Below are 12598 nucleotides of genomic sequence, written 5' to 3'. Positions count from 1 at the left end.
ATGAAGAAAAGCATAATATCCTTGTTTTTAGTAGCAATATTATCGTCATCTATAGCAGCAAGTCCTTTATATGCACAAAAATCAGTTCGAGAGTCGGCAGAAATATATTTTGAACAAAGAGAAATAAAACTCTCAAACCAAGCCTTTATTGAAAATGGTAGAGCATATATGCCATTCAAAGATTTATTTAATGAGTTGAATATGAAAGTATCCTATGAACCAACAACAAAAGAAGTCTCTGCTGAAAATGAATTACTTAGTATAAAGTTTACCATAGGAAAACAATCCGTTACCATTAATGGTGCTATGCAAAAGGCAGATCCATCAATAGTTGAAAATGGTGTGGTTTATATACCGATCAGCTATTTGAATAAAGAAGGAACTAAATTAACTGCCCGTAAACGTTCATCAGTTAATGACATAATTATTGAAGGTCGGATGCTTAGAAAGTATATAAGAAATTCAACTGAATATTATTTTGGAGAAGGCTACATTAAAAAATATTCGACATTCGTCCCAGACGGAAAAGGAAAAGAATACAAGAATGGTAACGTGACGGCGGAGCCTTATACGAAGGATGGAGAAACAGGACGATATAAAGATGGAGAAAAGGAAGGATGGTTCATCTATTATATTGAAGAAGGACATATATCCAAAGCAGATTATATGATCGTAAAACTGCACAATAGCAGAAATGTAGGAACGGGTTACTTCTATGCGAAGGACGGAACGCTTCTCTATACGAGAGAGTACGACGAATAATTTTTTATTGATTCAAAATACTGTTATACATAGGATATTAGGAGCCACTGGACTTTTCTGGTGGTTCTTTCCTTGTTAAGTAAATGATGATCAGAGTATATTATAATGGTAATATGAACAAAAATACATTTATTTAAACACAGGTGATGAGACATGAAGAAGAGACTATCAACACTGTTGTTAGCAGCAATATTATCAGTGTCCGTATTACCAAGCCAAATATTTGCTCATCCTTCAAGCCGCGAGTACGCAGAAATAGAAATAGATAAAAGAGAGATAAATTTGTCTAATAAAGCGTTCATTGAAAAGGGAATAACATATATTCCTTTTAAAGATTTATTTAATGAGTTAAATATGAAAGTAACCTACGATCCGAGCACGAAGGAAGTAGCCGGTGAGAACGAATTATTGAGCATGAAATTTACGATAGGGAAACCATCGGTCACCATTAACGGAGTAATGCAAAAAGCAGATGCATCCATTGTAGAAAAGGGCGTTACCTATGTACCTATTAATTACCTAAATAAAAAGGAACACAGTTAAAAGTAAGTCAAAAGTATGCCCACTCCAATATTATGAAGATCGAAGGAAGAATGATTAGAAAAAAAATTCGTAATTCAACAGAATATTACTTAGGTGAAGGGTACACGGATAACTTTTCCGAATTCGTTCCAGACGGAAAAGGAAGAGAATACAAGAATGGTAACGTGACGGCGGAGCCTTATACGAAGGATGGAGAAACAGGACGATATAAAGATGGGGGAATGGAAGGATGGTTTATCTTTTATAGTGAAGAAGGACATAAATCCAAAGCAGATTATATGATCGTAAAACTGCACAATGATGGCAATGTAGGTACGGGTTACTTCTATGCAAAGGACGGAACACTTCTCTATACGAGAGATTACGACGAATAATTTTTTCTTGATTCAAAATACTGTTATACATAGGATATTAGGAGCCACTGGAATCGTCTAGTGGTTCTTACTGTTGTAAAGTAAAAGGCATACAGAAAAAATAATCGAGAGTGGACTATAATGATAGTATGAACATAAATACAACTAGAAAACAGGTGATAACATGAGAAAAGTATTCGTTTCATTGTTGTTAGCGGCAATATTATCTGCCTCAGTCATGTCTGGAAAGATATACTCTGCACAAGCCGAACGAGAGCGTGCAGAGGTGTATTTGGATGGGAGAGAACTTAAACTATCAAGTGAGGCTTTTATAAAAAATGGTAGAGCATATATGCCGTTTAAAGACCTATTCAATGAATTGAATATGAAAGTAGTTTACGAACCAACAACAAAGGAAGTTTCTGCTGAGAATGAATTGCTTATTATGAAGTTTACCATAGGAAAACCATCTGTAACGATTAATGGAGTTACGCAAAAGGCAGATCCTTCAATAGTTGAAAACGGTATAGCATATATACCAATTAGTTATCTCAACAAAGAAGGGACTAAACTTTCCGTATGGAAGCATTCTGCTGTTAACGATATAACAGTAGAAGGGCGAATGATCAGAAAGTTCATCAGAAATTCTACTGAGTATTATTATGGGGAAGGTTTCATCAAGAAGTACGGAAGATTTGTTCCTGATGGAAAAGGGAAAGAATACAAGAATGGTGTCGTGACGGCGGAACCTTATACGAAGGATGGAGAAACAGGACGATATAAAGATGGAGAAAAGGAAGGATGGTTCATCTATTATATTGAAGAAGGACATATATCCAAAGCAGATTACATGATCGTAAAACTGCACAATAGCAGAAATGTAGGAACGGGTTACTTCTATGCGAAGGACGGAACGCTTCTCTATACGAGAGATTACGACGAATAATTTTTGATTCAAAAATATCACTATACAAAAAATATCACTATACAAAGGATATTAGGAGCCACTGGATTTTCTGGTGGTTCTTTCCTTGTAAAGTAAATGATGATCAGAGTGTATTATAATGATAATATGAACAAAAATACATTTATTTAAACACAGGTGATGAGACATGAAGAAGAGACTATCAAAACTGTTGTTTGTGGCAATATTATCAGCATGTATAATACCAAATCAATTATTTGCACAGTCTTCGAGCAGAGAGTACGCTGAAATCAGAGTCGATGGAATAGACTTGAAGTTGTCAAATAAAGCTTTCATTGAAAAGGGAATAACCTATATACCATTTAAAGATTTATTTAATGAGTTAAATATGAAAGTAACATACGACCCGAACACAAAAGAAGTATCTGGAAAGAACGAACTGTTGAGCATGAAATTTACGATAGGGAAACCATCGGTCACCATTAACGGAGATACGCAAAATGCAGATGCATCCATTGTAGAAAATGGCGTTGCCTATGTACCTATTAATTACTTAAATAAAAAGGAACACAATTAACAAGTAAAAAATATGCCCATGCAAATATTATTAAAATCGAAGGAAGAATGATAAGAAAAAAATCCATAATTCAACAGAATATTACTTAGGTGAAGGATACACAGATACATTTTCCAAATTTGTTCCAGATGGACAAGGGAAAGAATATAAAAATGGAAATGTAAGCAAAGAGCCGTACAATAAAGACGGGAAAACCGGGTCTTACAAAGATGGCAAATATGAAGGATGGTTCATTGATTATATCCCGAAGGGGCATATATCAGGTGCAGATTATAGAATAGGAGAATATAGCGACGGTAATATTAAGATAGGCTACTACTATAATGAAAATGGAGATTTGTTATTTACTAAGGACTAAGTGTGATATTAATAACAAAATCTTTGCATATTAAAAGTAAGAACCACTGGAATCGTCTAGTGGTTCTTACTGTTGTAAAGTAAAAGGCATACAGAAAAAATAATTGAGAGTGCACTATAATGATAGTATAAACATAAATACAACTAGAAAACAGGTGATAACATGAAAAAAGTATTCGTTTCATTGTTGTTAGCGGCAATATTATCTGCCTCAGTCATGTCTGGAAAGATATACCCTGCACAAGCCGAACGAGAGCCTGCAGAGGTGTATTTGGATGGGAGAGAACTTAAACTATCAAGTGAGGCTTTTATAAAAAATGGTAGAGCATATATGCCGTTTAAAGACCTATTCAATGAATTGAATATGAAAGTAGTTTACGAACCAACAACAAAGGAAGTTTCTGCTGAGAATGAATTGCTTATTATGAAGTTTACCATAGGAAAACCATCTGTAACGATTAATGGAGTTACGCAAAAGGCGGATCCTTCAATAGTTGAAAACGGTGTAGCATATATACCAATTAGTTATCTCAATAAAGAAGGGACTAAGCTTTCTGCATGGAAGCATTCTGCTGTTAACGATATAACAGTAGAAGGGCGAATGATCAGAAAGTTCATCAGAAATTCTACTGAGTATTATTATGGGGAAGGTTTCATCAAGAAGTACGGAAAATTTGTTCCAGACGGACAGGGGAAAGAATATAAAAATGGAAATGTAAGAAAAGAGCCATACAACAAAGATGGAAAAACAGGATATTACAAAGATGGAAAATATGAGGGATGGTTCATTGAATATATTCCAAAAGGGCATATATCAGGCGCTGATTATAGATTAGGAGAATTTATTGACGGTAATATTAAGATAGCCTACTACTATAATGAAAATGGAACACTTCTCTATACGAGAGAGTACGACGAATAATTTTTTGATTCAAGAATATTATTGTACATAGGATATTAGGAGCCACTGGATTTTTCCGGTGGTTCTTTCCTTGTAAAGTAAATGATGATTGTACTTACAATCATCAAAATTGTGTGAAAACCACTAGACTTGCCTAGTGGTTTTTTTGTATGGGGTGATAGGATGGCTGGCATGGCTTATAAAGGGGCAAGGACGAATTCATCTGTTGCAAGTGATCACGTCGAAATCGAAGAACGGCATGACGATCATTATCATGATGGCACAACAAGCGCTACGATCGATGGGACTCTAAATGGCGGTTCCTCGAATGTATATGTAAATGGACGACAAGCTGCGTGCAACGGGGATCCTGTTACGGAGACGGAATCATACTCGATTCCAAGCGGTTGGAGTTGGAAGTCCTCTGATGGCGGAGGAACGGGCTATGTAACAAGCGGTTCAAGCAACGTCTTCGTCAATGGAAGGCAAGCGGCGACAGTTGGCTCGTCCGTAGATACTCATGCGGGGACAACGACGTCCATCGCAGAAGGCAGCAGCAATGTTCATATCAATTGAAGGAGGTGAAAAAACATGCCGTACAGTCATTATGGGTACCTGGATCCGATACATATCGTATGGAGAAAGGGGACGAATGAAGATCCTTATATCGACAGGGCCGAATATTTGAAAGTGCTGAATCACAAGGTCATACTTTCTGAAATACCGGATCGTTTCACGCGAGTGAAAATAGCCGGATTGATGGAAATCAACTATGAAGGAACACCGAAAAAGGCGATTAAGCCGAATGAATTCAGTGTCAATTATTCAACGGGCGTTATCGAATTTCATCCATCCCAAGAATCGAATGCCGTCAATGTATCCTACAAGGGAAGAGGATTCATCCAATATCCGTCTAGCCGGGTTTATCACCAAGACGAGATGAATGATGTTGTCGAGTCCCTTGCAACGATCATCGATCGCGCTAATGTGAAAATTAAGGATGTCAGTGCCAAAACAGAGGATTATGAAGAGCTCAGAGATGAATTGCTGCAGACGATCATTAAATCTGAAGTGGCCACTACAAATGCTAAAAAAGTACCGAGGAATCAAAAACAGCAACAGACATGGCGAATGACGCATACGAGACAACACGACTCGTCTTTTTGCCATATGTAAAAACGTATCAACAAATTTTTAGCAATTATCCGCATCCGAAAATTGGTTGGACGGTTCAAGTATACGACTCCGGGATTCGATACCGCTGGGACGGAAAGTCTTGGGTTCCAATCGATTTGCTAGGGGGCAATATTCCGTTAGCCAATAAAGGGGTTAATGGTCTCATGTCCAAGGAGGATTGGGCGAAGCTACATTCCTATGACGATCGACTTAAAGAGAGAGTCATTACTTTCGTGATTCCTCAGTTCCCGGATATCGGCGTCCAGCATATTCATGCTAGATTTCCCTTCAAAGGGGAGATTGTCAATGTTCGAGGAATGATTGGCAGTATAGATTCGAAGGTGAGCACCGAGATCACGCTACAGAAGAGCAGAGATATGCTCAATTGGTCGGATGTACTCTCCAGAAATATTGTATTTCGCAAGGGAGAACACTTCGACGATGGATTGAGGAAAGTTGACGTCGCAAACGTGGCGAAAGACGATATTTTTCGCTTGGAAATTCTCCAGCTAGGCGGAGATGTCCAAGACATTACAATTGAGGTTATTGTAAAAATTACACAATAAGGGAGTTTGATTCAAATGGCAACAGCACCGATTATTAAATGGTATGATGTTAATCATGCAAGTGAAATTGTGGCACCCTTCGACTTTGGAGTGGTTGATGCAGGGGATTGGGGTCCAGCATTTACGTTCAATATTTGGAATAACCGAGGCGGGGCTACAGATGTAGCGAATATGCAGGACTGCCATATCACGACACGGGATATGGATGGCGGTACAGGCGACAAACAAGGAAAAATTGTAGAGGTTGTCAGAGATGATTGGTTCCATGCACAAGTCGATTCATTGGCAGAGTCGGATCTCCAAGCAGACACATCCAAAATTGGCCGCTCAGGAAACAAGCCGATCGGTACTACGGAGCCTACCGTTAAGAATAACGCAGGTGCGACAATTACGCCAGTAATACCTAGTGCCAAAGAGATTCTCGGAATAAATAATAACGGCAATCAAGTTGATTCAGGCGGTAACTTTGTAACTGTAACTTTAAGGGCACAGGTTCCGCTGGCTGCAAGTGCAGGCAAACAGAACTTTAAAATCCGCGTTTCCTATCGATTTGTATAAAGATTATTTAGGACGGGCTCGTAAGAGCCTGTCCTTTTTTCTTTATCTGGCAGGCAAATTATTGTGGAGGTATATGTAATGATTTTTACAACTAGTAATGGCACGCATCCGATTTTAGGTCAGGATTTTATCTGGGTGGCGGACTACTATGATGGGACACATTTATGTGAATACGATCTAGAAACGAAAGAATCGGATCCGTATCGCTTCTATAGTATTGATAGAATGAAACTTCTTCGTTTCGGCTTGATTGGCCATAGCTCCAAACTATTCTTCGAAGCGGCAAACGGAGTTTTTAATATTAACGGCGAAGAATTTAGAATTTCCTATGTAGAGAATGACAAAGAGTTTCTCTTGAATGGAAGATCACTGTTCTATAATGACATTATTTCTTATAAGGACGCGGTGAGTGAAGCAAATCCATTTCAAAAACAGACGGATTGCGGAATGTTTACGAACCGGATTACGCAGTACAACTTCGGGTATAAAAAGAAGTTGAGTTTGGACGGAATTATATTCAACTTTCAAGCGATTGTATCCATTCCTTATCAGGATAAAGCGTATATGTCTCTTAAAATTGCTTCTGATCAGGAACTTGACGGCAAGATTGTAATTCAACGCAGAGGCATAGTTGTGGACGAGATTGAATCACCTTTGCAAAAGGGACATAGCACGAATATTACTTGGACATTGAAATAAGGAGATGAGAGATATGGCAGAACTAGTGTGGGGGACAAAAGACATTAGAGGCGATGTAAAAATCACGCAAGGTATAAACGATACATTAACTTTCGATGTAGACGGTAGTTCATTTTCTATTACTTTGGACGAGGGTGTATACCATACGCTTCGAGAGAAACATTCTTCGGCGCTTGTACAAGCCTTGAGCGAGAAGGTTGCGCAGCAAACCATTCCTATCGATGTGCTGCTGGGAGGAGCGTTAAATGACGATGGGAAAGTAAATTATGTGGTGTTTGAACATCAGAGCGGCGGAGTTATTGACAACTTTGGAGGGACAATGAAGAGCTTGATTTTTAATTGATTGAGGTGATTATTAATGGCTACTCAAAATGATGGCGCAATCCACTTTAGCGGAACGTCTGGCGAGTATGTAGAGATGGGCGCTGCTGGACTTCCAACAGGCGATAATCCAAGATCGATTGATTTTTGGATGAAACCAGAAGATAACGGTTCTAAATTGATGATTCCTGTTCGGTATGGTGATGATAGCCCAAACATGAAGAAGATAGAGGTCATTATCAATCCGCTTAATAACGATCCGACTACGAGAGGCAAGATGGCAGTTGGTGTTGGCGGTGAGATGATTGCAACCAAAAATGAAGTCATTCAAACCTGGAACGATTGGTATCATATTGCTCTTACGTATAATGGCGGTGGATTAACAAAGGGAATTGCGCTTTATGTAAACGGCATGAAACAAGAGCTTGAAGCAGTCGTTGGCTATGGAAATAAGACTCCCCTTGAAACAACATCTACACAGTTTAGATTTGGAGTTGACTACAAAGGGAAGTTGGACGAAGTAAGACTGTGGAATTTCGCGAGATTAGAGGCCCAAATTCGTGCAGATCGTTTTCAAGTGTTGACTGGTTCGGAAACAGGATTAGTCGGTTACTGGAGATTTGAAAAGAGCAGTATTCAAACTGACGAAGTTAAGGATTACTCAAAGACTAAAAACAATGGGAAGACAGTTGGCAACGTTCGGTTTGTAGATGGTGAAATTGCTTTGTTGTCAGGGCAGAAGGTTGAAGAGATCGGCATGCCTATCAATTTTGACAAAGGTGCATGTAAAAACACTTTTGTTGATGATGGTAAGTTGCAATTGGAAAAGCTTTATGAAATTAAAGAGTCAGATGCTGCGGATCATAAAGGACAAGGAACAGAAGCAGATCCTTATTTGATCCGAGATGCATATGATTTTTTTTATATGAGGAAGAATCCGTACGCCTATTATAAGCTAACAAAAAATATCGATTTTAAAGTCGGACTTTTTGAGGAAGGAAGATATTATGGTTTCGATTTTTATGGTTGTCTAGACGGAAACGGGTATAAGTTGTTGAATTTCACACAAAAGATAGGTGGAGTCCCTACTGGATTATTTACATCTCTTAATGATAATTGCGTTGTGAAGAATTTATTCATTGAAAATGTAGACATTGAAGCTTCTTTTGCAGGGCAAGGAGTCATCACTCCTAATTTTAATAAGGGTGTTGTAGATAGGGTGGTTGTAACGGGCAAATTAAAGACAAAACAAGCAAATGTTGAGAATGTCTATGGCGGTGTATTTGGAACAATTACAGGGGGAACCGCAACAAATATGTATATTAATGTAAACATAGACACGAGTGAATCTATAAATGGGAGATTTATAGGCATTCTCGCAGGGTATTATTCGGCTGGTCAACTCAGTAATATCATTATTGAAGGAACATTAATAGGAAACAGAAAAAGTAACACAATAGCAGCAATCGTCGGATACAGTTATGCCGGTAGAACAAACATTTATTATAACACTGATTACAATACATATAATCATTCTGTAATTAATGGTTCGGCATTCATTGATGCTGCTAAAACCGAAAGAGAATTAAAAGATGCAAACTTATTTAAGAATTGGGATGAAAACGTTTGGATCATTACAAACGGCATGATTCCGAAGTTGGATGGTTTTGAAAAACTAACTCATGCATTAGCCAGAAATGGTGAGTGGGAATCCGAAGTTATTGATTTAGTTGATAACTATACCGCATTTAAAAATTTAGTAAGTGTTCAAGAAATTGTAGGTGGAGCTAAAGTTACAATTCTTACAAAAACATCTCATGATAACCGCATATGGAGTCCATATGTAAAGCTTAGTGGAAACAATACGATTGCCAGTCCAAAATCACGATATGTCAGAGTTAAAATCATCATTCAAGCAGATAACAGCAGCCGAAAGGTTACGGAGGTTGAAGGGTTTAACGGAATGATAGATTATGACAATACCGAATACGTAAAAATTGATAAGGGACTTCTAACGGTAGATTATACGGAACAACACGACTTGACTATAGATGATAGCTATAAGGATAAGGGATATACAGTGTCCACAAAGATATATGCGAAACATATAAAGAGGTTAGATCGAATAAGAGCGTATCCAAGATAAATAAAATTGCAATTTATTTGAGAGGTGAAGGTTAATGGCGAAGCCCAATACGGATGGTATAGAGCGGGACTTCATTTTAGAAATGGAGGTGGGGGATTACATTTGTATGCAAGTTTATGAAAATGGATCTCCATTTGAATTCACTGGTGGTGTAAGTCCGTGGGTAGGAACAGGAAGTAATTTTATGGCGATTCCCGAAATTGATTATAGTGGTGCAGAGATAAACTCTGCACGAGGGATTTTCTACTTCATTAAGGTAGATGAAGGTCTTCTTATCGCAGATAGAGTCATTAAAACCATCATTTCCTACAACGAATTAAAGGGAACAAAAGATAACAACTACATCCAAGGGAAAGCCATGACGTTAAATGGAGTATACGGATATATGAGATGCTTAACAGGGGGGGTTGGTCTAATAAATGAAAAAGGAAGCATAGAAAACGACCCAAGTAAGGCAATATTAGGTGCATACCCGATAGATAATGAGTATGACAAGTATATTGTTAACTCTAATTTAAACGGAACAATAAAAGCTAATGATCATGATGTCTGGCATCATTTTAATTATAAAACAATTACTCAATGCACTGATTATTTAAACCCAGAGGTATGTATAACAAGAGGGGGAAATCTTAATGGTGCAGGTTTTGAAAAATATGACGTAGCAAAACGGGCCTCATATGGAATTAATAAAATTGGATTCAGACCAGTATTTGACTTTAGACATCTTTACGAGGTGAAGTAATATGTCCTTATCATTGAATAATAACTTACAGACGCTTAAAGTGGGCGATTATTTTTGGTGTAACTCTTACACGATAGATACAAAATTCGAACAAATTGTTGATGAGACCGATTACTCAAGCAAGGAAAAATATAGATGGATATTAAGTGATCTTGCAGTTCATACAGATTATGAAACAGAAAAACGGCAGATTAACAAAGATTGGTCTACTAATGGCGATGGATATTTTAAATTTATTGTTGTTGATATAAAGAATAATGGTGACATCATCTGTATAGCAGATCGAAATATAGCATATCGGATACCTTGGAATTTTTATGACGCAAGAGGTGGATTGATGCAAATTGGCACTTCATATCACGATCTTGAGTCCGTTTTGTACAAGAATAAGTGTGTTGGTGGTACTCCGATCTGGTCGTCTTGTCTCAATGGTGATGTTGATCAGTACGGAGGCCAAAAGGCATTTGGAGTAACAGCCGCAAAAGGTACATATTGGGCTACAGGGTTATGTTTTGGAGATACAAACTTTGATAAAGAGTGGATAGGCTATCAATTTAAAGAACCAGTGTCAATTCAAAGAGTAAATATCGTATTTGAAAATAGGTACTGGACGGAATATTACAATTTAAAAAAGTTGTATTTAGAATATTCGGATGATGGGAATGATTGGGGATTAGCTAAGGAGTTAGATATAAAAATCGGCGCTAATGATTGCAATATTTGGCATGTATTGAACTTCAATCATGAACACCCATATAAGCATCAGTTTTGGAGAATGAGATTCGGGACTTCTAATGTTAACTTAACAAAGGAATCGCTCAAGTTGAATTACATAGAAATGTGTGAAACCGTAACAGGTAAGACCAATGACAAGCTCAAAGACTTTGATCCTATATTAACGTCAATTACCTCTAATGCAAAAAAAGATGAGGGATTTATTGAATATAATGAGTGGGACAAGTATATCAACTCAGATTTGAATGGTGTAATGGACAAGATAGGAGACAATTCAGTTTGGAATTTGAAATACCCATCTTTTACTAATACGCCCGCACATGGAGTATCAGTAGGTGTGGTTATTAGAGGTGGTGGTAACGGAGATGCAGGCGCATTCGGAGTGGTTGATGCTAGAAAGAAATATGAGAATGATGTAATGACTGGCGTAGGGTTCAGACCTATGCTTATTCTCAAGCCAAAGAAACGAATAGATGAAAAACAATATTTCTTTAATGTGAATGGTCAGTATAAAACCTATAATCTGGGGAGTGAACAGGTACTTGAGCCTGCGCCATTGATTGATGAATTCATTGAAGATGGTTCTACACTGACAAGCACACAACACCAAATAAAGGTCACTGCCACCAATGGCTCAAGCGTTTGGAAGTTGTTCAATGGTACCTCTGATTCTTGGGTGTCTTCTGATGGAGAAACAAGTGTAGAAATTACAATTGATTTTGGAGAAGGAACGGAAAAAACAATTGGCGGGTACGTTATGAAATACAATTTTGGAAAAAATACACTTCCAGTTGCCAATGCAACGGTTAAACAGGACATTTATCCATCTCCAAGAGATTGGAATTTGTATGGCTCACTGAAAGGAGACGATTGGACGTTAATCGAAAAACGTAACGGAGTTTATTGGAAACAAAATGAAGAAAAAGTATTTACAATAGGAAATGATGTGAAATACAGATTCTTTAAATTTATCTTCATTTCAAACAATAGTGATATTAAAAATATCGCTATACAGTATCTAAATCTCTATCCAACAAAGTACAAAAAAATTAATCCATACTGGAAGCTGTTATCTACAACAATGCCTTCGCAAAAGATTATTAAAAGTGAGGGCTTATCAGATTTGTCGAAATTAGATAGAAAAATAAAATCGATAAAATCGATACAACATTTAGCAATAATCTTGGATCTGGAAGTATATATAAATGTGATCTAGACCTTTCGACATTGCAGA

15 protein-coding genes are annotated in these 12598 nt (G+C 37.5%); all 15 read left to right on the top strand.

The window, feature by feature from the left end; translation table 11 throughout:
* The 15 genes from PAV_RS18625 to PAV_RS18555 all read left to right on the top strand — a co-directional run bounded on the left by PAV_RS18625 (window position 1) and on the right by PAV_RS18555 (window position 12580).
* The gene (locus PAV_RS18625) at window positions 1-762 is read left to right on the top strand and encodes a copper amine oxidase N-terminal domain-containing protein (protein ID WP_005548944.1); all 762 of its coding nucleotides are present in this window, start codon (window positions 1-3) and stop codon (window positions 760-762) included.
* A gap of 153 nt (window positions 763-915) precedes the next feature.
* Complete coding sequence (locus PAV_RS36355) at window positions 916-1305, top strand: copper amine oxidase N-terminal domain-containing protein (protein WP_005548943.1); 390 nt, start codon at window positions 916-918, stop codon at window positions 1303-1305.
* Window positions 1306-1355: 50 nt separating this feature from the next.
* The gene (locus PAV_RS36350; protein ID WP_040736153.1) at window positions 1356-1679 is read left to right on the top strand and encodes a hypothetical protein; all 324 of its coding nucleotides are present in this window, start codon (window positions 1356-1358) and stop codon (window positions 1677-1679) included.
* A 163-nt stretch (window positions 1680-1842) separates the two neighbouring features.
* A complete protein-coding gene (locus tag PAV_RS18610; protein ID WP_005548941.1) occupies window positions 1843-2604 on the top strand; it encodes a copper amine oxidase N-terminal domain-containing protein in 762 nt (253 codons plus the stop codon).
* Between the two features lie 166 nt (window positions 2605-2770).
* A complete protein-coding gene (locus tag PAV_RS36345) occupies window positions 2771-3160 on the top strand; it encodes a copper amine oxidase N-terminal domain-containing protein (RefSeq protein WP_005548940.1) in 390 nt (129 codons plus the stop codon).
* A gap of 520 nt (window positions 3161-3680) precedes the next feature.
* Window positions 3681-4439, top strand: coding sequence for a copper amine oxidase N-terminal domain-containing protein (locus PAV_RS18600; RefSeq protein ID WP_005548939.1), 759 nt, complete (start codon window positions 3681-3683; stop codon window positions 4437-4439).
* Between the two features lie 162 nt (window positions 4440-4601).
* The gene (locus PAV_RS18595; protein WP_040736150.1) at window positions 4602-4994 is read left to right on the top strand and encodes a PAAR domain-containing protein; all 393 of its coding nucleotides are present in this window, start codon (window positions 4602-4604) and stop codon (window positions 4992-4994) included.
* Window positions 4995-5009: 15 nt separating this feature from the next.
* On the top strand, window positions 5010-5594 hold the full coding sequence (locus tag PAV_RS18590) for a hypothetical protein (RefSeq protein WP_005548937.1): 585 nt from the start codon (window positions 5010-5012) through the stop codon (window positions 5592-5594).
* Window positions 5543-6160, top strand: coding sequence for a hypothetical protein (locus PAV_RS18585; RefSeq protein WP_005548936.1), 618 nt, complete (start codon window positions 5543-5545; stop codon window positions 6158-6160). The genes PAV_RS18590 and PAV_RS18585 overlap by 52 nt, the downstream gene beginning before the upstream one ends.
* Before the next feature lie 15 nt (window positions 6161-6175).
* Window positions 6176-6718, top strand: a complete 543-nt coding sequence (locus PAV_RS18580; RefSeq protein WP_005548935.1) for a hypothetical protein — start codon at window positions 6176-6178, stop codon at window positions 6716-6718.
* Between the two features lie 78 nt (window positions 6719-6796).
* Entirely contained in the window at window positions 6797-7417 is a 621-nt protein-coding gene (locus tag PAV_RS18575; RefSeq protein ID WP_005548934.1) for a hypothetical protein, read from the top strand.
* A 13-nt stretch (window positions 7418-7430) separates the two neighbouring features.
* Window positions 7431-7760 (top strand): hypothetical protein, encoded by a 330-nt coding sequence (locus tag PAV_RS18570; RefSeq protein WP_005548933.1) that lies wholly within the window; start codon window positions 7431-7433, stop codon window positions 7758-7760.
* A 15-nt stretch (window positions 7761-7775) separates the two neighbouring features.
* Window positions 7776-9884, top strand: a complete 2109-nt coding sequence (locus PAV_RS18565; protein WP_005548931.1) for a LamG domain-containing protein — start codon at window positions 7776-7778, stop codon at window positions 9882-9884.
* Window positions 9885-9918: 34 nt separating this feature from the next.
* Window positions 9919-10629, top strand: coding sequence for a hypothetical protein (locus PAV_RS18560; RefSeq protein WP_005548929.1), 711 nt, complete (start codon window positions 9919-9921; stop codon window positions 10627-10629).
* A 1-nt stretch (window position 10630) separates the two neighbouring features.
* A complete protein-coding gene (locus PAV_RS18555; protein ID WP_005548927.1) occupies window positions 10631-12580 on the top strand; it encodes a discoidin domain-containing protein in 1950 nt (649 codons plus the stop codon).
* The last annotated feature ends 18 nt before the right edge of the window (window positions 12581-12598 follow it).

Origin of the sequence: Paenibacillus alvei DSM 29, from assembly GCF_000293805.1 — a bacterium.
Taxonomy (GTDB): Bacteria; Bacillota; Bacilli; order Paenibacillales; family Paenibacillaceae; genus Paenibacillus_B; species Paenibacillus_B alvei.
The sequence above is the reverse complement of the archived record's forward strand: the minus strand, read 5'-3'. Positions and strand labels throughout refer to the sequence as shown.